Source organism: Hydrogenophaga atypica, from assembly GCF_042665215.1.
Taxonomy (GTDB): domain Bacteria; phylum Pseudomonadota; class Gammaproteobacteria; order Burkholderiales; family Burkholderiaceae_C; genus Hydrogenophaga; species Hydrogenophaga defluvii_A.
This window is the reverse complement of the sequence record NZ_JBHTCA010000022.1, coordinates 1-21,768: the sequence shown is the minus strand read 5'-3', so window position 1 is coordinate 21,768 and position 21,768 is coordinate 1. Positions and strand designations below refer to the sequence as shown.

Here is a 21,768-nt window from a genome sequence, read left to right as displayed (position 1 = left end):
GCCATGACCGAAAACCCACCCACCACCGCGCTGGACGACCGCTGGCGCCAGGCCCACCTGGGCCGTCTGCTGGGCCACGCCATGCGCCGTTTTGACGAGCGCGTGCTGGCGCTCATGACCCACGACGCCGAGGTGCCATTGGCGCTGTCGAACCTGGCGGCGCGTGGCCAGGTGGGCGCCGCCCACATCCACATCACGCGGCACCTGGCCCTGGGCGGCTCGCGCCTGACCGACCTGGCGGCCAGTGCCGGCATGAGCAAACAGGCAATGGGCGACCTGGTGGACCAATGTGTGGCCTGGGACCTGGTGAAGCGTGAACCCGACCCACTGGACGCGCGCGCGCGTCGCATCGTCTTCACCCCCACCGGGCTGCTGTGGCTGGCCGCCTTTCGCGCGGCGGTGGCTCAGGCCGAGGCCGAGTTCCGCGCCCAAGTGGGCCAGGATGTGGCCACCGTGGTGGCGCTCGGGCTGGAGGCTTATGCGCTGGCTTGATACGGCGTCAGCTTGGGTCAAGGTCACACACCCTAGAATGAAATCCCCATCGAGGAGACCCCCATGCGCATCCTGATAGCCGAAGACGACCAGGTGCTTGCCGATGGCCTGTTGCGCACCCTGCGAGCGGCCGGCGCCGCCGTGGACCATGTGGCCAGCGGCAGCGAGGCCGACGCCGCGCTGATGACCAACCACGAATTCGACCTGCTCATCCTGGACCTGGGCCTGCCGCGCATGCACGGGCTGGACGTGCTCAAACGCCTGCGCGCGCGCGGCTCCACCTTGCCGGTGCTCATCCTCACCGCCGCCGACAGCGTGGAAGAGCGCGTCAAAGGCCTGGACTACGGCGCCGACGACTACATGGCCAAGCCTTTTGCGCTGCAGGAGCTGGAAGCCCGGGTGCGGGCACTGAGCCGGCGTGGCATGGGTGGCGCCAGCTCCACCATCAAACACGGGCCGCTGGTGTACGACCAGGCCGGCCGCGTGGCCACCATCGACGGCAAGATGGTCGAACTGTCGGCGCGCGAGCTGGGCCTGCTGGAGGTGCTGCTGCAGCGCGCCGGGCGCCTGGTCAGCAAGGACCAGCTGGTGGAGCGCCTGTGCGAATGGGGCGAAGAGGTGAGCAACAACGCCATCGAGGTGTACATCCACCGCCTGCGCAAGAAGATCGAGAAAGGGCCGATCCGCATCGCCACCGTGCGTGGCCTGGGCTACTGCCTTGAAAAAATCCCCAGCTGACGGCAGCGCGGCGCCGACCGAGAGCGGTCGCTTCTCCTTCGGGCTGTTCCAGCCCGAACAACGCAGCCTGTTCGGCGAAATCCTCGACTGGATGCTCACGCCGCTGCTGCTGCTGTGGCCCTTGTCGCTGGCCCTCACCTGGCTGGTGGCCCAGGGCATTGCCAACAAACCGTTTGACCGCGCGCTCGAATTCAACCTGCAGGCCCTGAGCCAGTTTGTGGTGACGGACGGCACCCGCGTGCAGTTCATCCTGAACCGGCAGGCGCGCGAGCTGCTGCGCGCCGACGACACCGACCTCATGTACTACCAGGTGCGCAACGCCAAAGGCGACCTGGTCAGTGGCGAGCCCGACTTCCCAGCGCCCAACGACGAAGCCCCGCCCACGCCGGCCAGATACGCCTGCGCAGCGATGTGGTGCGTGGCGACGAGGTGCGTGTGGCCTACACCTGGGTGGAACACGGTGATAAACGCGAGCTGGTGCTGATGCAGGTGGCCGAGACCTTGGGCAAACGCTCCACCCTGGCCACCGAAATCATCAAGGGCGTGATGGTGCCGCAGTTCGTCATCCTGCCGCTGGCGGTGCTGCTGGTGTGGTTGGCGCTGGTGCGTGGCATCCGCCCGCTCAACGAGTTGGAGCGCCGCATCCGCGCCCGCAAGCCGGACGACCTGAGTCCCATCGAAGTGTCGGTGGTGCCACAAGAGGTGGCGCCGCTGGTGGCGTCCATCAACGACCTGCTGACGCGCCTGAAAGCCTCGCTGACGACCCAGCGCCGTTTTCTGGCCGACGCGGCGCACCAGCTCAAAACGCCGCTGGCGGGCCTGCGCATGCAAGCCGACCTGGCCTTGCGCGAAACCGACCCGGCCGGCGTGCGCAGCTCCCTGCATCAAATCTCCAGTGCCAGCGTGCGCGCCACCCACACCGTCAACCAACTGCTGGCGCTGGCGCGCGCGGAGACCACCGGCCGCACCCTGCCCACCGCGCCCGTGGACCTGGCGCGGCTGGTGACCGCTGTGGTGCAGGACTCGGTGCCCCGCGCCCTGGACAAACAGATCGACCTGGGCTATGAGGGCCCGGAAGACGTGCCCGAGGAATGCATCATCCAGGGCAACCCCACGCTCCTGCAGGAGCTGGTGCGCAACCTGGTGGACAACGCGCTCAACTACACGCCGTCGGGGGGCGTGGTCACCGCGCGGGTGCTGATCGATCGCTTCAGCGGCGTGCTGGTGGTGCAGGTGGAAGACAACGGCCCAGGCGTGCCGGAAAACGAACGCGAGTTTGTGGTCCAGCCCTTCTACCGCGCGCTGGGCACCAACGTCGAGGGCTCGGGCCTGGGCCTGGCCATCGTGCACGAAATCGCCCAGCAACACGGTGCCACCCTGAGCATGGAAGACAGCTTCCCGCACCGCACCCAGAAGGGCCTGCGCGTGTCGCTGCGCTTCACCGCCCACCAAGCGGGCGACACCGAATAGGCCAGCTCACTGAAGCGGGCCGCGCACCGCTTGCAAAGCGCCTGACCCAGGGACACCGCCGGGCCGGCTTTGCCGGACGGCTGGTGTCGCCCCCTTAGAGGGGGGATGCGGCCACGCGCAGCGGGCAAGCGACGGGGGTGGGCTTGATCACTTCAGGTGTTTGCCGACGATGCCCGCCAGCTCGAACATGGTGATCTGCGGCTTGCCGAACACCGCGAGCAGTTTGGCATCGGCGTTGATGGCGCGTTTGTTGGTCGCGTCTTGTAGGCCGTTGGCCTTGATGTAGTCCCACAGCTTCTTGACCACCTGCGGGCGCGCCACCGGCTCGGCACCAATCACCGCCGCCAGCTCGGCACTGGGCGTGGCACCACCGGTGCTGGTGGTTTTGCGCGGCGCGGCTTTTTTGGCGGTGGGGGCCTTCTTGGCTGCTGCCGCCTTGGCGGGTGCACCCGCCGTCTTGCGCGGCGGGAATTTGCTGGCGCGCGGCTCGAACTCGAACAAAACCTTGCCTTCCTCAGCACTCCAGCTCAGGAAGGCCTTGAAGTTGCGGCGGGTGCGGTTGGAGACGAACTTGTCCAGCAGGTCGGTCTTGCCGGTTTCGAGCAGCTTGGTGATCTGCTCGGCGTCCACCGGCTGCTGCAGGATGATCTTGCCGCTCTTGAAGTCGCAACTGGGCGTGGGCTGGGCCGCCGTGGGCACGGCTTTTTCGCACACGTAGTTGCTGCCGTGTTCGCGCACGGGTGCGCCGCACTTGGGGCACTTGCCCAGCGAGGGCTGGTCGCCGAAGTCCACCAGCTCACCGGTTTCCTCGGCGTTTTTGTCGTCACCGAAGTCGAACTCCAGCTTCCAATTCTTGTCCTCTTCGCTGAAGACCAGCTTCATCTCGGCGGTGAAGGGCCAGCCGGCCTTGGAGCGGAAGCCCTCCAGCGGGCCGATCTGTTTGTCGCGCAGGAAGGCGTCGGCCTCGGCCACCTCGAAGGTGCGCCCACCGGGCGATTTGCCGAAGGAGAAGCCGCAGCCGTCGGACTGCCCATCGGCACCGGTGCAGGCGTAGCGGCGGTAGTTTTCCTTCACCACACCGCCGCAGTTGGGGCAGGGCGATGAGAGGGTGGCGTAGTCGCCGGGCACGGTGTCGCGGTCGTACTCTTTGGCCTTCTTGACGATGTGCTCCGTCATGGCCGCGATCTCGCGCATGAAGGCGTCGCGGCTGAGTTTGCCTTGCTCCATCTGGGCGAGTTTGTGTTCCCACTCGCCGGTGAGCTCGGGCTTGGAGAGTTCCTCCACACCCAGCCCACGCAGCAGGGTCATGAGCTGGAAAGCCTTGGCCGTGGGCACCAGGTCGCGGCCATCGCGCAGCATGTACTTTTCGTTCAGCAGGCCTTCGATGATGGCCGCGCGTGTGGCAGGTGTGCCCAGGCCCTTTTCCTGCATGGCTTCGCGCAGCTCGTCGTCGTCCACCAGCTTGCCCGCGCCTTCCATGGCACCCAGCAGCGTGGCTTCGTTGTAGCGCGCAGGCGGCTTGGTCTTGAGGCCCTTGGCGGCGACCTCGGTGTTGCGCACCACCTCGCCAGCGGCCACGGCGATGAGGTTCTGACCCTTCTCGCCGTCTTTGGCGCCTTCCACTTCGTCGGCCGCTTCCTTGCCATACACGGCCATCCAACCCGGCTTCACGAGGACTTTGCCTTCTGTTTTAAAGCGGTGTGCGGCGGCGGCTGCCTGGACGGTCGTTATGCGGGTGGTCACCTGGAATTCGGCGCTGGGGAAGAACACCGAGATGAAACGGCGCACCACCAGGTCGTACAGCTTCTGCTCAGCCTCGCTCAGGCCGCTCGGCGCCTGCAGCGTGGGGATGATGGCAAAGTGGTCGCTCACCTTGCTGTTGTCGAACACCCGCTTGGTGGGCTTGATGTAACCGTTGTTGAGCGCGGTCAACGCATGCGGCGCCAGGTGGCGCATGCCGCTGTCGGCCAGCATCTCGAAGGTTTGCTTGACGGTGCCCAGGTAGTCCTCGGGCAGGGCGCGCGAGTCGGTACGCGGGTAGGTGAGCGCCTTGTGGCGCTCGTACAGGCTTTGCGCCAGCTGCAGCGTGGTTTTGGCCGAGAAGCCGAAGCGGCCGTTGGCCTCGCGCTGCAGGCTGGTCAGGTCGTACAGCAGGCCACTCGCTTGCGTGGTGGGCTTGCTTTCTTCGGTGACGGTGGCGGGCTGGCCGCGCACCGCCTCGACGATGGCCAGCGCGCTGCGCTCGTCCCACAGGCGGTCGGCCTTGGCTTCCGCGTCGGCAAAATCCCCGGTGGGCTTTTTCCAGTCGGCATCGAACCACTTGGCCGGGTATTCGCCGGCCTGGGCCGCAAAGCTGGCGTGGATTTCCCAGTAATCGCGGGCGCGGTGGGCGCGGATTTTTTCCTCGCGTTCCACCACCACCGCCAAGGTGGGCGTCTGCACCCGGCCCACGGTGGTGAGGAAGAACCCGCCGTCGCGCGAGTTGAAGGCGGTCAGCGCACGCGTGCCGTTGATGCCCACCAGCCAGTCGGCCTCGGAGCGGCTGCGGGCCGCGTCGGCCAGCGGGCGCATCTGGGCGTCGCTGCGCAGCGAGGCAAACCCGTCGCGGATGGCGGCCGGCGTCATGCTCTGCAGCCACAGGCGCTGCACCGGCTTGCCTAGTGGCTTGGCGCCACCCGCGTACTGCTCGATCAGGCGAAAGATCAGCTCGCCCTCGCGCCCCGCGTCGCAGGCGTTCACCAGGGCGCCCACGTCCTTGCGCTTGGCCAGCTTGACCACCGCGTTGAGGCGCGACTTGGTCTTGTCGATGGGCTTCAAGTCGAAGTGCGGCGGGATCACCGGCAGGTGGGCAAAACTCCACTTGCCCCGTTTGACGTCGTACGCCTCCGGTGCGGCGATCTCCACCAGGTGGCCCACGGCGGAGCTGACCACGTACTGGTCGTTCTCGAAGTGGTCCTCGTGTTTCTCGAACTTGCCTGCTGTGGGCGTGAGCGCGCGCACGATGTCTTGCGCCACCGACGGCTTCTCGGCAATCACCAAGGTTTTCATCTCTACAATCCGTTGTCCTACGCGTGCGCACGCGAGCGCACACGCGCTCACACACGTGCGCACACGTGCATGAATTGACCTTACCAAAAATTTCTGACGTGTCGAAATCGCCCGCTTCCCAGCCCCGCGCGCCCCGTCAACGCATCCAGGCGCGCCGCTCCGGCGTGCATGGCAAAGGTGTGTTCGCTTTGGTCGATCTGGCCGAGGGCGAAACGCTGATCGAATACACGGGCGAGATCATCGACTGGGACGAGGCGCTGGAACGCCACCCACACGACCCGAAAGACCCGCACCACACCTTTTATTTCCACATCGACGGTGGGCGGGTGATCGACGCCAAGTACGGCGGCAACTCCTCGCGCTGGATCAACCACAACTGCGACCCCAACTGTGTGGCCGACGAGGAAAACGGCCGCGTCTTCATTCGTGCGCTGCGCAACATCCCCGCCGGCTCGGAGCTGTTCTACGACTACGGCCTCACCATCGACGAGCCCTACACCAAGAAGCTCAAGGCCCAGTTTCCTTGCTGGTGTGGCAGCGCCAACTGCCGGGGCACGCTGTTGGCGCCCAAAGAACGCAAGCGCAAGGCTTGAAGGTCGCGTCATGGACACACTGCGCGCTTCGCTCAACCACCACGCCGAACGCGTGTGGGAGGCGGTGGCGCCCGGCCTGCCCGCGTTTTCGGTCGAGGTGCTGACCGAGATCGACTCCACCAACACCGAACTCATGCGCCGCGCCCGCGCCGGCACGCTGTCGCCGACGCTGCTGGTGGCGCTGTCGCAAACCGCCGGGCGCGGGCGGCGGGGCAAGGCCTGGGTCAGCGCCCCGGGCGATTCGCTCACCTTCTCGCTGGGCCTGCCCATGGCGCCGGTCGACTGGAGCGGCCTGTCGCTGGCCGTGGGCGTGAGCCTGGCCGACAGCCTGCATCCTGAGGTGCGCCTGAAATGGCCCAACGACCTGTGGTGGCACGGCCGCAAGCTGGGCGGCATCCTGGTGGAGACCGCTAACCCGGGGGCCACCCAGGGCACTGGCCGCTGCGCCGTGGTGGGCGTGGGCCTGAACCTGGCCACACCCGTGCTGCCCGAGATGCCTGCGGCCGAGATGCCCGCCATGCCGCCGGCCGGCCTGCGCGAATGCCTGCCTGGGCTGGACGCCGGTGCCCTGCTGCTGCGCGTGTTGCCGGCCCTGGTGCGCGATCTGCAAGCCTTCGAGGCCCTGGGCTTTGAGGCCTTTGCCCAACGTTTTGCGCAACGCGACGCCTTGCTGGGCCAACCCGTGCACACCTCAGATGGCCTGACCGGCGAGGCCTGCGGGGTGGGGCCCGATGGCTGCCTGCGTGTGCTCACGCCCGAGGGCATGCGCGACGTCAGCAGCGCCGAAGTGAGCGTGCGCCCGTGCTGAGGCTGTTTGCCCTTGTGATGCTGCTGGCCAACGCCGGCTACTTCGCCTGGAGCCAGGGCCACCTGCGCACGCTGGGCTGGGGCCCGGTGGAGCAGCGCGAGCCCGAACGGCTGGCGCAGCAAATGGGTGCCGACAAGCTGCGGCTGGAGGGCTCAGCGCCCACACCTGCCCCCAGCCCTGCGCCCACAACGCCCGCGGCGGCGGCGACGGAAGCCACCACCTGCCAGGCCGTGGCCGGCCTGAGCCCTGCCCAGGCCACGGCCGTCACCACGGCCTTGGTCGGCGCCGGTCTGGACGACAAACATTGGGCCCTGGACGAGTCCGTGTTGCCCGAGCGCTGGATCGTCTACGTGGGCAAATTCCCCAGCGCCGACCTGCTCAACCGCAAGAAGACAGAGCTGCGCAGCCTGCGCGTGGAGTTCCGGGACGTCAACGCGCCCGCACTGCAACCGGGCCTGGCCTTGGGCACCTACTCCACCGAAGCGGCGGCCCAGACCGCGCTGCAGGAGCTGGGACGCTCCGGCGTGCGATCGGCCAAGGTGACCAAGGAGCGCGAAGAACAACGCAGCGTGGCCGTGCGCCTACCCGCTCTCACCGAAGCCGAGCGTGCGCGCGTCGAGCCCCTGGTGCAGCAGGCCGCCGGTAAACCCTTGGCGGCCTGCCCATAAAAAATGCCCCCAACAGGTGGGGGCTTGTTTTTGACAGGGGCCACCACAGCGGCCCCTGTTTGCGTTTCGCAGAAGTGGCTTACTTGCTCACCACACGCACCATCTCCAGGCACTTGTTGGAGTAGCCCCACTCGTTGTCGTACCAGCTCACCAGCTTCACAAACGTGCCGTCCAGCGCGATGCCAGCGTCGGCGTCAAAGATGGAGGTGCGGGTGTCGCCACGGAAATCGGTGGCCACGACCTTGTCTTCGGTGTAACCCAGCACGCCCTTCAAAGCGCCTTCGGACTGGGCCTTCATTTCGGCCTTGATCTCGTCGTAGGTGGCGGCTTTGTCCAGCTCCACGGTCAGGTCAACCACCGACACGTCGGAAGTAGGCACACGGAAGGACATGCCGGTCAGCTTCTTGTTGAGCGAAGGAATCACCACGCCCACCGCCTTGGCAGCGCCCGTGCTCGAAGGAATGATGTTTTCCAGGATGCCACGGCCACCGCGCCAGTCTTTGTTGCTGGGACCGTCCACGGTCTTTTGGGTGGCGGTGGCGGCGTGCACGGTGGTCATCAGGCCGCGCTTGATGCCCCACTTGTCGTGCAGCACCTTGGCCACGGGTGCGAGGCAGTTGGTGGTGCACGAAGCGTTGGAGATGATGGCTTCGCCCTTGTAGGTGTCGTGGTTCACGCCGAACACGAACATGGGGGTGTCGTCCTTGGAGGGGGCCGACAGGATGACCTTCTTGGCGCCGGCGTCCAGGTGCTTCTGGGCAGTGGCCTTGTCCAGGAACAGGCCAGTGGACTCGATCACCACGTCGGCGCCGACTTCGTTCCACTTGAGGTTGGCGGGGTCGCGCTCCTGGGTCAGGCGGATCTTCTTGCCGTTGACGATCAGGGTGTTGCCTTCAACGCTCACGGTGCCCTTGAAGCGGCCGTGCACGCTGTCGTACTGCAGCATGTAGGCCAGGTAGTCGGGCTCCAGCAGGTCGTTGATGGCCACGATCTCGATGTCCGAGAAATTCTGGATGGCGCTGCGCAACACGTTGCGGCCGATGCGGCCGAAGCCGTTGATACCCACTTTGATCGTCATGAGAGAACTCCTGATGTTGAAACGAAAACCTTACTTGCTCAGAACCTTGCGCACCGTGTCGGTCACGTTTTGGCTGCGGCCAACAAGCGCTGCGCGCAATTGTTACCCTGCGCCGAAACTTACTTTTTCAGAACCACCCGAACGGTTGTTGCAACGTTTTCTGGCGTGAAACCGAAGTGCTTGAACAGCACCGGCGCGGGGGCCGATTCGCCGTAGGTGTCGATGCCGACCACGGCGGCCACGCCGTACTTCCACCAACCGTCGGTCGAACCCATTTCCACCGCGATGCGGGGCAGGCCGGCCGGCAGCACCGAGGCCTTGTACTCGGTGGTCTGGCGGTCGAAGGTGGTGGTGCTGGGCATGGAGACCACGCGCACGGCGATCTTGTGTTCCTTGGCCAGCAGCTCCTGCGCCTTGAGGGCCAATTGCACTTCGGAGCCGGTGGCGATGATGACGGCCTGCGCCTTTTTCTTCAGACCCACTTCGGCCGGCTCGGCCAGCACATAGGCGCCACGGCTGATGTCGCCCAGCTCGTGTTTGGGCGCGTAGGGCAGGTTCTGGCGGCTCAGCAGCAGGGCGGTGGGCTTGTGGCGGTTTTCCAGGGCCACGGCCCAGGCCACAGCGGTCTCGGCGGTGTCGGCCGGGCGCCAGACATCCAGGCCGGGGATCAGGCGCAGGCTGGCCGCGTGTTCGATGGACTGGTGGGTGGGGCCGTCTTCGCCCAGACCGATGGAGTCGTGGGTGAAGACGTGGATCACGCGCTGCTTCATCAGCGCGGCCATGCGGATGGCGTTGCGCGAGTAGTCGCTGAAGGTCAGGAAGGTGCCGGCGTAGGGGATGAAACCACCGTGCAGGGCGATGCCGTTCATGATGGCGGCCATGCCGAACTCGCGCACACCGTAGTTGATGTGGCGGCCACCCTGGCCGGCCTCGTTCTTCACCACGGCGCCGGTGGCGTCAAAACGCAGGCTGGGCGTGGCCTTGGTGTTGGTGAGGTTGGAGCCGGTCAGGTCGGCGCTGCCGCCCAGCATTTCGGGCAGGGCGGCGGTGAAGGCTTCGAGCGCGATCTGGCTGGCCTTGCGGCTGGCCACGGTTTCGGCCTTGGTGTGGGCGCCGATGGTGGCGTCCACCGCGACTTGGGCAAAGGACTTGGGCAGGTCGCCCTTCATGCGGCGCACGAACTCCTTGGCCAGTTCGGGGAAGGCGGCCTTGTAGGCGGCGAACTTGTCGTTCCAGGCGGCCTCTGCGGCCTTGCCCTGCGACTTGGCGTCCCACGCGGCGTACACGTCCTTGGGGATGACAAAGGGCTCGTGGGTCCAGCCCAGGGCTTCGCGGGTGAGCTTGATTTCCTCGGCGCCCAGTGGCTCGCCGTGCGCCTTGGCGGTGTTGGCGCGGTTGGGGCTGCCCTTGCCAATGCTGGTCTTGCAGCAAATGAGCGTGGGCTTGTCAGCGCTCTGCTTGGCGGCAGCGATCGCCGCGTCCACAGCGTCGGCGTTGTGGCCGTCCACGTCGCGGATCACGTTCCAGCCACAGGCCTCAAAACGCTGCGGCGTGTTGTCGATGAACCAGGGCGCGACCTGGCCGTCGATGGAGATGCCGTTGTCGTCGTACAGGGCCACCAGCTTGTTCAGCTTCCAGGCGCCGGCCAGGGCCACGGCCTCGTGGCTGATGCCTTCCATCAGGCAGCCGTCGCCAAGGAACACATAGGTGTGGTGGTCCACGATGGCGTGGCCGTCACGGTTGAATTCGCTCGCCAGCAGCTTCTCGGCCAGCGCCATGCCCACCGCGTTGGTGATGCCCTGACCCAGCGGGCCGGTGGTGGTTTCCACACCGGGGGTGATGCCCACCTCGGGGTGGCCGGCGGTCTTGCTGTGCAACTGGCGGAAGTTCTTCAGCTCGTCGATGGGCAGCTTGTAGCCGGTGAGGTGCAGCAGCGCGTAGATCAGCATGGAGCCGTGACCATTGGACAGCACGAAGCGGTCGCGGTTGGCCCAGGCGGGGTTGCTCGGGTTGTGCTGCAGGTGGCGGCCCCACAAGGCCACCGCCATGTCGGCCATGCCCATGGGCGCGCCGGGGTGGCCAGAATTGGCCTGCTGCACGGCGTCCATGGCCAATGCGCGGATGGCGTTGGCCATGGTTTGGGACGAAACGGTGGTGGCGACGGCGGTGTCGGTCATGAAAACCTCGGGAGGAATGGGTCCAGGCCAACAACCGGTGCGCAGACGCACGGCCTGGGACAAACCCGAGATTTTACCGGCTGGCGCCCAAGCGCCACCCAAGCAGCGCACCACAGACGGTAAGCTTGTTGGCCATGCAAGAAGACATCCCTCCGCCCGCCCAAGCCCTCATACTCGCTGCGGGTCGTGGCGAGCGCATGCGTCCGCTGACCGACACCTGCCCCAAACCCCTGTTGTCCGTGCGCGGCCAAGCGCTCATGCAATACCCGCTGGACGCGTTGGCTCAAGCCGGCTTCACACCGGTGATGACCAACACCGCCTGGTTGGGCGAGCAGATCGAGGCCGCGTTCGGCGAACGCTTGATCTATTCACACGAAGGGCGCGACTTTGGCGGTGCGCTGGAAACGGCTGGCGGCATCGCGCGTGCGCTGCCACAACTCGACGAGGTGTTCTGGGTGGTGGCCGGCGATGTGTTTGCGCCCGACTTTGTGTTTGAGTCCGAAGCCCTGCTGCGCTTTCGCGCCAGCGATGCACTCGCCCACTTGTGGCTGGTGCCCAACCCCGCACACAACCCCAAGGGTGACTTTGGCCTGGCCGCCGATGGCCATGCCGTCAATGGCGACGGACCCGACGGCACCCGCCTGACCTACAGCACCATCGGCCTGTACCGCCGGGCGCTTTTCCAGGCCCCATGGTGCGACATCCCACCAGGCAACCCGCAAGGCGTCAAGCTGGCTTTGGCACCGATCCTGCGCCGCGCCATGGACGCCGGCCACGTGACCGCCAGCGTGTACACCGGCACCTGGGCCGACGTGGGCACGCCCGAGCGCCTTCAAGCACTCAACACAGGGCTTGATCACCTTGAAAATCGAAAGCATCCTTTTCGATTTTCAAGGTCTTAAAATGCCTCCATGATTGACCGAAGCGATCTCTACAAGGCCTTGCAGGATCGGCTTGGCGAAGTGCCTGCGGTGGCACTGTTAGGAGCGCGTCAAGTCGGCAAGACCACCCTGGCGCAAACCTACGCCACCCGATTCGAGTGCGCCTACTTCGACCTGGAAGACCCCCAATCGCTGGCCAGCCTGGACCAGCCACAGGCCGTGCTGCAGTCGCTGCTGGCACAGGGCAAAACCATCGTCATGGACGAAGTGCAGCGCCGGCCCGACCTTTTCCCTCTGCTGCGAACCCTCATCGACCGGCATCAGCGCAACGGCCAGTTTTTGCTGCTGGGCAGCGCGTCGCAGGCCCTGATGCAGCAGTCCGGCGAGTCACTGGCCGGGCGCATGGGGCTCATTCACATGGGTGGCCTGGCCTTGTCTGAAGCGCCCACCACCCCAGTTGAAACGCTGTGGCTGCGCGGTGGCTACCCGCGTGCCCTGCTGGCCGGCAGCAACCGCGCCGCCATGCGCTGGTTGCGAGATTACCTGGCTCTGGTGATCGAGCGCGATCTGCCCCAGTTGGGCTTGCATGTGCCCGCCCCGGTGTTGCAGCGTTTCTGGCGGTTGTTGGCCCACTACCACGGGCAAACCTGGAACGCCGCTGAACCGGCCCGCAGTTTGGGGGTGAGCGAGCCCACCATCCGCCGCTACCTCGAGTTCATGACCGGCCTGCAACTGGTGCGCCAACTGCCACCGTGGCACGAAAACCTGGGCAAGCGCCAGGTCAAGGCGCCGAAAATTTACATCCGCGACAGCGGGCTGCTGCACCACCTGTGGGGCACCGCCGATTTGGAAGCGCTGTGGCAACACCCAAAAAGCGGCGCCAGCTGGGAAGGCTTTGCGCTGGAGCAAGTGCTGCACGTGGCGCAACCCGACGAGGCCTATTTCTGGGCCACCCATGCAGGCGCCGAATTGGACTTGCTGATGTTCAAACACGGCTTGCGTGTGGGCGTGGAGTTCAAGCGCATGGACGCGCCGCGAATGACCCCTTCCATGCACACCGCGCTGAACGATCTCAAACTCGACGCCCTGTACGTCGTCTATTCTGGCGAGCGCCGTTACAGCCTGAACACCACAGGCCCGGCGGTGCAAGCCATTCCTTTGCAAGACCTCTCGCACCTGCATGCCGACTGGAACTGACCCCATGACCACCACCCCCTACGCCCAGCGCCGCGCCCGTGTGGCCCAGGCCATTGGCCCCGATGGCATCGCCCTCATCCCGACCGCGCCGGAATACCCGCGCAACCGCGACAACGACCACCTCTACCGGCACGACAGCTACTTCTATTACCTCACAGGTTTTACCGAGCCCAACGCATTTCTGGTGATCACGGGCGACGGTCGCAGCACGCTGTTCTGCCAGCCCAAAGACCTGGAACGCGAGATCTGGGACGGCATCCGCCTGGGCCCCGAGGCCGCGCCGGCCGCGCTGGGTGTGAGCGCCGCCCACGCCATCGGTGAGTTGGATGCGCAATTGCCCAAGCTGACGGAGAACCGCGATGCCGTCTGGTACCCCTTCGCCATCCACACCGGGCTGGAGGCGCGGGTGGGCAAATGGCTGGAACGGGTGCGCGCCCGCGTGCGCTTCGGCGCCCTGTGCCCCGAGCAGCAACGCGACCTGTGTGGCGTGCTCGACGAGATGCGGCTGATCAAGGACGCCCACGAGCAAGACATCATGCGCCGGGCCGCGCAGATCAGCGCCCGCGCCCACGTGCGCGCCATGCAGCGCAGCGCCGCCATGCTGCGTGCCGGCCAGGAGGTGCGCGAGTACCACCTCGACGCCGAACTGCTGCACGAATTCCGCCAGCACGGCTCACAGTACCCGGCCTACGGCAGCATCGTGGCCGCCGGTGCCAACGCCTGCGTGCTGCATTACCGCGCCGATGCCGCACCGGTGCGCGATGGTGAGCTGGTGCTGATCGACGCCGGCTGCGAGCTGGACGGCTACGCCAGCGACATCACCCGCACCTTCCCGGCCAATGGCCGCTTCACCGGCCCGCAACGTGCGCTGTACGACCTGGTGCTGGCCTCGCAAGAGGCGGCCATGGCGGCCACAAAAGCAGGCGCCCGCTTCAACGACCCCCACGAGGCCACCGTCAAGGTGCTGGCGCAAGGCATGCTCGACCTCGGCCTGCTGGACAAAAACAAGGTGGGTACGGTGGCGGACGTGATTGAAAAGCGCGCCTACTTCCCGTTCTACATGCACCGCACCGGCCACTGGCTGGGCATGGACGTCCACGACTGCGGCAGCTACGTGGAGCCGACCGAAGTGGGACAGACCAGCGAGCGCCGCGACCCGCTCAGCGGAGAAACCATCACCAACCGCCCGAGCCGCATCCTGCGCCCTGGCATGGTGCTGACCATCGAGCCCGGCCTCTACGTGCGCCCAACCGAAGGCGTGCCCGAAGCCTTCCACAACATCGGCATACGCATCGAGGATGACGCCATCGTGACGGACACCGGCTGTGAACTCATCACCCGCGACGTGCCGGTGGCGGCCAACGAGATCGAAGCGCTGATGCGCGGCTGAGCCCCGTCGGTCACCATTTGTTTCATGTTGGGGCGATCCAAGGTCGCCCTTTTTTTTCGCCATCTGTGAAAAAATGTGACACATGAAACAACATGCCGGTGTCAGCAGGCGCATGCTGCTGGGCGCTACGGCGGCACTGCCGCTGGCTGCCCGGTCGGCCCATGCGCACACGCTGCGCGTGCTGACCTGGCCCGGCTACGCCGACCCGGACGTGGTGGCCACCTTCGAACGGCGCGAAGGCGTGAAGGTCGAAGTCAGCGTGGTCGACTCGGACGACACCCTGTGGGAACGCATGAACGCCCGCCAGGGCGGGGACTTCGACGTTTTTGCGGTCAACACGGCCGAACTGCAACGCTACATCGCCGCCAACCTCGTGGCCACGCTGGACCCCCAACGCCTGCCCCACCGCGCCGATCAGCTGCCGCGCTTTCGCGACTTGGACAAAGTGCCCGGCCTGGTGCACCAGGGCAAGACCTACGCCATTCCCTACACCTACGCGGAAATGGGCCTGATCCACGACCGTCGCCAAATGCCCCAGGCCCCCGATTCGGTGGCCGCGCTGTGGGACCCGCGCTGGCGCGGCAAAGTGCTGGCCTACAACGGGGGCACCCACAATTTTTCGCTGGCCGCCATCGCGTTGGGGCTGAGCACCCCGTTCCATCTGGGCGCCAGCGAATGGCCCCGGGTGGTCGATCACCTCATCGCACTGCGGCGCAACGTGCTGAGCTTCTACACCGAACCCGAGGAATCGGTCCGTTTGTTCACCTCGCGCGGCGCCGCCCTGATGTTTGCCAACTACGGGTCACAACAGGTCAAGCTGCTCCAAGCTGCGGGCGTGGACGTGGGCTATACGGTTCCGCGCGAAGGGGCTCTGGCATGGCTGGACTGCTGGGCCATGAGCCGCAGCGCCCACGATCCGGATCTGGCCACGCGCTGGATCGACTACCTGCTTGAAGCCGGACCAGGCGAGGTGCTGGTGCAGCGCCAGGGTCTGGCCAACACCACCTCACCTTCCCCATTTCACCGCCCGGATGCCCGCTTGCGCTGGCTGGAACCGGTGGAAGACACCCAAAAGCGCACCCGCATGTGGGACCGCATCGTGTCAGGCGATCGCGCGGCCAAAGTGCTGGCCGCATGAAATTCGGCATCGCGCTCAAGCTCAGCCTGCTGCTGGCCTTGGCCGGCGCGCTGGCGGCGGGCCTCACCGGCTATTACGCCTTTGAAGCCAGCCGCACCCTGCTGGTGAACGCGGCCAAAGACCGGCTGCTGACCTCGACCCTGGTGCTGGCACGCCGTGTGGCGTTGGCGCGCGAGGAAATCGAGCGCGACCTGGTGCTGGTGGCGGAACACCCCGCCGCACGCGCCCTGCTGCAAGGCCCTGGCACGCCATCGCAACAGCAAACCTTGCAGGACCTGATGGTCCTGATGCTGCAATCACAACCGTCCTACTTTCAGGTGCGGCTGATTGCCGCCGACCAGCACGGCATGGAACGTGTGCGGGTGGACCGCGCCCCCCGAGGCCCGATGGTGGTAGCAGACGACGACTTGCAGGAAAAGGGGCACTTCGATTACGTCTCGCAGGCGCTGCGGCTCGGACCCGACCAGACCTACATGTCGCGGGTGGCCATCAACCACGAGCGCGGATCACACCTGGGCGTGGACAAGCCCTCGCTGCAACTGGCCCGCCCGGTGCGGGACGCACAGGGTCGCACCCTGGGGGTGGCGGTCATCAACATCGACTTGAACGGCACCTTCGAGTTGCTGGCCAAGGACATGCCGGAGAGCATCCAGCTGTACTTTGCCAACCACGAGGGCGACATCCTCATCCACCCCGAGCCTGCCAAGACCTTTGGCTTCGACCGCGGCCGGCGCATCTTCATCCAGGACGAATTCGCTGCCACGGGGCCTGTCGTGCGCGGCGACAACAACGTCGCGGTGTTCGAGTCCCACGAGGGCGCCCACGCCAACCAACCCGTGGTGGCCGCCTTCATGAGCCAACCGCTGAAGGTGAGCTCGCCCGAAACACGGCTGACCTTGGGCCTGACCCAGCCCCTTCAGGCGGTGCTGGCCGACTCCAACCGGCTGGGCCAGACCGTGCTGCAAATCGTGCTCGCCCTGTGCGCACTCAGCCTGCTGCTGGCCCTGTGGATGGGCCGGGCACTGACGCGCCCCATCAATGCCATCAGCCACGCCGCCCGCATGGTCGCCAGTGGTCTGCCGGCGGGCGCCTTGCCGGTGGAGCGGCGCGATGAGATCGGCGATCTGGCGCGCGCCTTCCGTGACATGCGCCTGCAAATCGGCGAGCAGATCAGCGAACTGCGCGACAACCAGGACGAGCTGGAGCACCTCGCCCAACACGACCCCCTGACCGGACTGGCCAACCGGCGCAAGTTCCAGGAACGCCTGGACCACGCACTGGCCCAGGCGCGGCGTGTGCCGCAGACGGTGAGTGTGCTGTTCATCGACCTGGACCGCTTCAAGCCGATCAACGACCACCACGGCCACGACGTGGGTGACGTGGTGCTGCAGACCGTGGCACGCCGGTTGAAAGGTGTGCTGCGCGAGGTGGACACCGTGGCCCGCATCGGCGGCGATGAGTTTGTGGCCTTGCTGGGCGCACCCGCCACCCAGGAACAGCTCGAAGCCATCGCCCGCAAACTGCTGACGCTGGTGAGCGAGCCCATGGTGGTGGACAAGCTGCAACTCGACCTGGGCTGCAGCATAGGCATTGCCAGCTACCCAGACCACGCCAGCACCGCCACCGACCTGCTGGCCGCCGCCGATCACGCCATGTACCAAGCCAAAACGGCCGGCCGCAACACGTTCCGCTTTTTTGACGCAACGCCGCCCGCGGCCTGACCCCACCACCGCCTGTCGGAACACCCTCAAGCCGCGGCAGTCGGCGCCGATTTCGACAGAACCATGAAAATCGAAACCGCCAGCGTGGCCATGGCCAGCCAGCACAGCGAGGTGTCGCACCACCGCGTGCAAGAGCAGCTGCGCCTGTGGAACGGCAACCACCGCCTGGAGCTGAACCGCGACAGCAGCCGCACCAGCGCCTCTTCGATGGTGACCCACCTCTCCGCACGGGCGCAGGCGATGCCACGCAACCTGCCTGCGGCAGCGCCGGCCACCATGGCGCAGGCCGCACCCGCCAGCCAAGCCGCCTCCAGCGCCGATGCCGAATCGGTGGACCCCAAGCTGGAACCACTGATCCGGCTGGTCGAACTCATCACGGGCCGCAAGGTGCGCCTCTTCCGCGCCGAGGACTTGACCGGCAAAGCCCCATCACAAAGCACCCCCAACCCCAACCCCGCCGCACAACGCGCGGGCTGGGGCCTGAGCTACGACCGCACGGAAACCCGCTACGAGGCCCAGCACACCCAGGTGCAGGTGGAAGGCACGGTCAAGACCAGCGACGGCCGTGAGATCAACTTTGCCCTGTCGCTGGAGATGCGGCGAGAGTACCTGGAGACCAGCAGCGTCTCCCTGCGCGCCGGCGACGCGCTGCTCAAAGACCCGCTGGTCATCCACTTTGATGGTCCTGTCGGCGAGCTGTCCGACCTGCGCTTCGACTTCGACCTGGACGCCGATGGCAACCTCGACAACATGGCCTTTGTGGGCGCCGGCAGCGGCTTTCTGGTGCTCGACAAAAACGGCAACGGCAGCGTGGACGACGGCCGCGAGCTGTTTGGCGCCTTGAGCGGCGACGGCTTTGCCGACCTGGCCGCACTGGACGACGACGGCAACGGCTGGATAGACGAAAACGACCGCGCGTTCGACCAGCTGCAGGTGTGGCAAAAGGACGCTGAAGGCCAGGACCGCCTGCGCAGCCTGCGCGAGGCCAACGTGGGCGCGCTCTACCTGGGCCGCGTGGCCAGCCCGTTCTCGGTGCGCGACGCCTCCAACCAGACCCTAGGCGAGGTGCGCAGCACCGGCGTGTACCTGCGCGAGGACGGCGGCGCCGGGGCGCTGCAGCAGATCGATCTGGCGGTGTAGGCCTACCTCGGGTACTGCTGTCTGGCGTGGAGCACGCTCAAAATTTCGATGCAATCCACCGTGTACCGGTACACCAGTATGTAGTTGGGATGCGATACCAGCTCATGGGTACCGGCCACCCGACCCCGCCGGTACTGGGCAGGCAGAACGGCCAGCGCATCGGCATCGTCGATCAAACGCGCCACCAGCCGACGTGCTGCCCGCACATCGCGTTCGGCGATGAACTCGGCAATGGTGCTCAGGTCTTCCAGCGCGGACTCAAGCCACAGAACCTTGAGCATGCCCTGCTTCGGCTGCGTGAATCACCGCGTCCATGCGTCGCATGACTTCGTCTGTGCTGAACCGGGGCGTCTCTGGATCGTCAGCGCGGCGCAGTGCCGCCTCGACCCGGGCGCGAAACCACTGGTCGTGCGCGTCCGCCTCTTGTTGAGTGGAAAACTCGGACACGATGGGGTCAAGCGCGACGTTCATGCGAAAAGGTTAGCACAGGCCACAAGCGTACGCACACATTTCTGTCGCCACCTACCCTGCCCCCATCCCAAACCGGTCCGCCCGCGCCGGTGCCCAGAACTCGGTGAACACGCGGTGCAAACCTTCGGTGCTGTCTTGCAGCAAGGCGCCGGGGCGCACCTGGGGCAGCAGGTTGGAAAGCAGGCGCACGTCGTTCTCGTTCACACGGCGCACGATGTGGTGGGCGGTGATGCTGCTGGGGTGTTGCAAGCCGGCGGCCTGCACCAGCTCCTGCAAGGCCTTGAGCGTGTTCTGGTGGAAGTTGAACACCCGCGTGGTCTTGTTGTTCACGTCCAGCGCCTGCTGGCGCAGCGGGTCTTGGGTGGTCACGCCGGTGGGGCAGTGGCCGGTGTGGCAGGCCTGGGCCTGTATGCAACCCAGTGCAAACATGAAGCCACGCGCGCTGTTGCACCAGTCGGCGCCCATGGCCATGGCGCGCGCGATGTCGAAGGCGCTGACCACCTTGCCGGCGCAGCCGATTTTGATGCGGTCGCGCAGGTTCACGCCCACCAAGGTGTTGTGTACCAGCAGCAGGCCTTCCTGCAGCGGCGCGCCCACGTGGTCGGTGAACTCCAGCGGCGCGGCACCGGTGCCGCCTTCCGCGCCGTCGACCACGATGAAGTCGGGCGTGATGCCACTTTGTTGCATGGCCTTGACCAGCCCAAACCACTCCCACGGGTGGCCCACACAGAACTTGAAGCCCACCGGCTTGCCTTCGCTCAAAGACCGCAGGCGGGCGATGAAGTCCATCAGCTCCAGCGGCGTTGAGAAGGCGCTGTGCGAAGCGGGCGACACGCAGTCCTGCCCTTGCGGAACACCCCGCGCAGCGGCGATTTCGGCCGTCACCTTGGCGCCCGGCAAAACGCCGCCGTGGCCGGGTTTGGCGCCCTGGCTGAGCTTGATCTCGATCATGCGCACCTGGGGGTCAAGCGCGTTGGCGCGGAACTTGTCGGCGTTGAATGTGCCGTCGTCGTTGCGGCAGCCAAAGTAGCCCGAGCCGATCTCCCAGATCAGGTCGCCGCCATGCACACGGTGCCAGGCAGAGATCGAGCCTTCGCCCGTGTCGTGCGCGAAGCGCCCTTTTTTGGCACCGGCGTTGAGCGACTGGATGGCGTTGGCGCTGAGCGCTCCAAAACTCATGGCCGAGATGTTGAAGATGCTGGCGTCGTAAGGCTGGGTGCATGCCGGCCCGCCGATGGTGAGGCGAAAGTCGTGGCTGTCGATCACGCTGGGCACCATGGCGTGGTTCAGCCACTCGTGGCCGTCACCTTTCACATCCACCTGCGTGCCAAAAGGGCGCTTGTCGGTTTCACCTTTGGCGCGGGCGTACACCAGGCTGCGTTGCGAGCGCGAAAATGGCGTCGCCTCGGTGTCGTTCTCGATGAAGTACTGCCGCATCTCGGGCCGGATCTTCTCCAGCATGAAACGCAGGTTGCCAATGACCGGGTAGTTGCGTCGCACCGCGCTGTACCCTTGCCGCAGATCGCGCACGCCCACCACGCTCAGGCCGCCAAACACCAGCAAGGCCAGCAGCCCCTTGCCAAAGGCGATCAGCGTGAACAAGCTCAACAGCGCGGCCACCACACACACGCCCAGGGCGGTGTAGCGCACCGGGTAAAGGTGGTTGAGTTTGTCCAGCATGCGGCGCTCCTGCGGTCGGTTGGCGGCCATCATAAGCCGCTATCGCCGTACACTTGGCGCCCCGTTACCGACCGACACGCCGCGATGAACACCGATACCACTGCGCCCAGCAACGCCCCTTCCACAGCGATGTCGCCCGACGACTTCGACGCCCTGGACAGCATCCTGGACGGCCTGCGCGAACGCCACGACGAAATCCCGCAGTGGGAGTTCTGCGAAGGTTTCATCGCCGCGCTGGTCTGCTGCCGCCGGGTCATCCTGCCCAGCGAATATTTCCCTGTGCTGTTTGGTGACGGCGACAACGGAGGCATCGCCACCAGCAGCCTGTTCCAAGACGAAGCCCAGTTCACCCAGTTCATGACGCTGTGGACACGCCGCTGGAACGAGGTGGCGCAAGCCCTGGGCACGCCGGTGGAGTCGCTTGACGACGAGCGCGCCTACTCGCCCGAGGTGGTGGACATCCGGGGCGCCGTGGCCTGCCTGAGCGACGAAGAGCGTGCCGACATGGGCGACGACCCCCTGCCGAGTTTTGGCCAGGTGTGGGCGCTGGGCTTCATGTTCGCGGTGGAAAACTGGCCCGAAGAATGGGCGCCCCCGCGCGACCGCGACGCCGCCAAGTGGCTGGACGAATCGCTGGAAACCATCGTCGCCCTGAGCGAAGACGACACCGGCGAACCCACGGTGTCCATGTACAAGGAAGACGGCCCGCCCAGCGTGAGCGAGGACCGCATCAACCTGTTCGGCGAAGGCATCTGGGCGGTTTACGACCTGGCCGAAATCTGGCGCAACATCGGCCCGCGTGTGGAAACCGTGCGCAAGGAAGCCGAACCCGGCCGCAACGACCCGTGCCCGTGTGGCAGCGGCAAGAAGTACAAGAAGTGCCACGGGGCGTGACACGCACCCGCCCCTGACCGCTCGCCCACGCGAACGTGGTGGGGGCTTTGAAGCGACCTAACAGGCCGTTGAAAAATCCCCTGCGAGCGTCCGCGTCGGCCGCTACGATCTGAAGTCATCCCGCAACAACTGCGACGATAAAGATGAGAGGCAACCAAGACTTCCAGGGGGCGATGTTTAGCTA

General features: G+C 66.2%; 18 protein-coding genes and 1 pseudogene. 13 read left to right on the top strand and 6 right to left on the bottom strand.

The genetic code is table 11. The features are described from left to right. Window positions 1-3: 3 nt before the first annotated feature. The 3 genes and pseudogenes from ACFQPB_RS19200 to ACFQPB_RS19190 all read left to right on the top strand — a co-directional run bounded on the left by ACFQPB_RS19200 (window position 4) and on the right by ACFQPB_RS19190 (window position 2,700). Entirely contained in the window at window positions 4-492 is a 489-nt protein-coding gene (locus tag ACFQPB_RS19200; RefSeq protein WP_382226736.1) for a MarR family transcriptional regulator, read from the top strand. 63 nt (window positions 493-555) lie between these two features. Next, window positions 556-1,230, top strand: coding sequence for a response regulator (locus ACFQPB_RS19195; protein ID WP_382226733.1), 675 nt, complete (start codon window positions 556-558; stop codon window positions 1,228-1,230). A gap of 91 nt (window positions 1,231-1,321) precedes the next feature. Further along, window positions 1,322-2,700 (top strand): annotated as a pseudogene (locus ACFQPB_RS19190) (sensor histidine kinase N-terminal domain-containing protein). Between the two features lie 147 nt (window positions 2,701-2,847). On the opposite strand, the gene ACFQPB_RS19185 reads toward ACFQPB_RS19190, so the two are convergent. Beyond that, on the bottom strand, window positions 2,848-5,748 hold the full coding sequence (locus tag ACFQPB_RS19185) for a DNA topoisomerase III (RefSeq protein ID WP_382226730.1): 2,901 nt from the start codon (window positions 5,746-5,748) through the stop codon (window positions 2,848-2,850). A 98-nt stretch (window positions 5,749-5,846) separates the two neighbouring features. Between ACFQPB_RS19185 and ACFQPB_RS19180 the strand changes: the two genes are divergently transcribed. Genes ACFQPB_RS19180 through ACFQPB_RS19170 form a run of 3 tightly spaced genes read left to right on the top strand, consistent with a single transcriptional unit; the run spans window position 5,847 to window position 7,817 of the window. Next, window positions 5,847-6,341, top strand: coding sequence for an SET domain-containing protein (locus ACFQPB_RS19180; RefSeq protein ID WP_382226727.1), 495 nt, complete (start codon window positions 5,847-5,849; stop codon window positions 6,339-6,341). Window positions 6,342-6,351: 10 nt separating this feature from the next. Continuing rightward, on the top strand, window positions 6,352-7,149 hold the full coding sequence (locus tag ACFQPB_RS19175) for a biotin--[acetyl-CoA-carboxylase] ligase (RefSeq protein ID WP_382226724.1): 798 nt from the start codon (window positions 6,352-6,354) through the stop codon (window positions 7,147-7,149). After that, the gene (locus ACFQPB_RS19170; RefSeq protein WP_382226721.1) at window positions 7,143-7,817 is read left to right on the top strand and encodes an SPOR domain-containing protein; all 675 of its coding nucleotides are present in this window, start codon (window positions 7,143-7,145) and stop codon (window positions 7,815-7,817) included. Before ACFQPB_RS19175 ends, ACFQPB_RS19170 begins: the two co-directional genes overlap by 7 nt. A gap of 79 nt (window positions 7,818-7,896) precedes the next feature. Here ACFQPB_RS19170 and gap read toward each other — a convergent pair whose 3' ends face one another. Then, window positions 7,897-8,895 (bottom strand): type I glyceraldehyde-3-phosphate dehydrogenase, encoded by a 999-nt coding sequence (gene gap / locus ACFQPB_RS19165; protein WP_382226718.1) that lies wholly within the window; start codon window positions 8,893-8,895, stop codon window positions 7,897-7,899. A gap of 119 nt (window positions 8,896-9,014) precedes the next feature. Next, on the bottom strand, window positions 9,015-11,072 hold the full coding sequence (tkt, locus tag ACFQPB_RS19160; protein ID WP_382226715.1) for a transketolase: 2,058 nt from the start codon (window positions 11,070-11,072) through the stop codon (window positions 9,015-9,017). Between the two features lie 134 nt (window positions 11,073-11,206). Between tkt and ACFQPB_RS19155 the strand changes: the two genes are divergently transcribed. The 6 genes from ACFQPB_RS19155 (at window position 11,207) to ACFQPB_RS19130 (ending at window position 18,539) form a co-directional block, all read left to right on the top strand. Next, entirely contained in the window at window positions 11,207-11,974 is a 768-nt protein-coding gene (locus tag ACFQPB_RS19155; RefSeq protein ID WP_382226713.1) for a nucleotidyltransferase family protein, read from the top strand. A 9-nt stretch (window positions 11,975-11,983) separates the two neighbouring features. After that, window positions 11,984-13,150, top strand: coding sequence for an ATP-binding protein (locus ACFQPB_RS19150; RefSeq protein ID WP_382226710.1), 1,167 nt, complete (start codon window positions 11,984-11,986; stop codon window positions 13,148-13,150). Then, the gene (locus tag ACFQPB_RS19145; protein ID WP_382226707.1) at window positions 13,134-14,540 is read left to right on the top strand and encodes an aminopeptidase P N-terminal domain-containing protein; all 1,407 of its coding nucleotides are present in this window, start codon (window positions 13,134-13,136) and stop codon (window positions 14,538-14,540) included. The genes ACFQPB_RS19150 and ACFQPB_RS19145 overlap by 17 nt, the downstream gene beginning before the upstream one ends. An 82-nt stretch (window positions 14,541-14,622) precedes the next feature. After that, entirely contained in the window at window positions 14,623-15,678 is a 1,056-nt protein-coding gene (locus tag ACFQPB_RS19140; RefSeq protein WP_382226704.1) for an extracellular solute-binding protein, read from the top strand. After that, window positions 15,675-17,399: a diguanylate cyclase domain-containing protein gene (locus ACFQPB_RS19135; protein WP_382226701.1), complete on the top strand. Its 1,725-nt coding sequence runs from the start codon at window positions 15,675-15,677 to the stop codon at window positions 17,397-17,399. The genes ACFQPB_RS19140 and ACFQPB_RS19135 overlap by 4 nt, the downstream gene beginning before the upstream one ends. A 63-nt stretch (window positions 17,400-17,462) precedes the next feature. Next, the gene (locus tag ACFQPB_RS19130) at window positions 17,463-18,539 is read left to right on the top strand and encodes a hypothetical protein (RefSeq protein WP_382226698.1); all 1,077 of its coding nucleotides are present in this window, start codon (window positions 17,463-17,465) and stop codon (window positions 18,537-18,539) included. 2 nt (window positions 18,540-18,541) lie between these two features. Here the strand turns inward: ACFQPB_RS19130 and ACFQPB_RS19125 are convergent, their stop codons facing one another. Genes ACFQPB_RS19125 through ACFQPB_RS19115 form a run of 3 tightly spaced genes read right to left on the bottom strand, consistent with a single transcriptional unit; the run spans window position 18,542 to window position 20,690 of the window. After that, window positions 18,542-18,820 carry a type II toxin-antitoxin system RelE/ParE family toxin gene (locus ACFQPB_RS19125; protein ID WP_382199602.1) on the bottom strand — a complete coding sequence of 93 codons (279 nt, stop codon included), beginning with the start codon at window positions 18,818-18,820 and terminating at the stop codon, window positions 18,542-18,544. Continuing rightward, window positions 18,798-19,010: a type II toxin-antitoxin system RelB family antitoxin gene (gene relB / locus ACFQPB_RS19120; protein WP_382199601.1), complete on the bottom strand. Its 213-nt coding sequence runs from the start codon at window positions 19,008-19,010 to the stop codon at window positions 18,798-18,800. Before relB ends, ACFQPB_RS19125 begins: the two co-directional genes overlap by 23 nt. Window positions 19,011-19,061: 51 nt before the next feature. Continuing rightward, window positions 19,062-20,690 carry an FMN-binding glutamate synthase family protein gene (locus ACFQPB_RS19115; RefSeq protein ID WP_382226695.1) on the bottom strand — a complete coding sequence of 543 codons (1,629 nt, stop codon included), beginning with the start codon at window positions 20,688-20,690 and terminating at the stop codon, window positions 19,062-19,064. Window positions 20,691-20,774: 84 nt separating this feature from the next. On the opposite strand from ACFQPB_RS19115, the gene ACFQPB_RS19110 reads away from it, so the two are divergent. Then, entirely contained in the window at window positions 20,775-21,584 is an 810-nt protein-coding gene (locus tag ACFQPB_RS19110; protein ID WP_382226692.1) for a UPF0149 family protein, read from the top strand. Window positions 21,585-21,768: the final 184 nt, after the last annotated feature.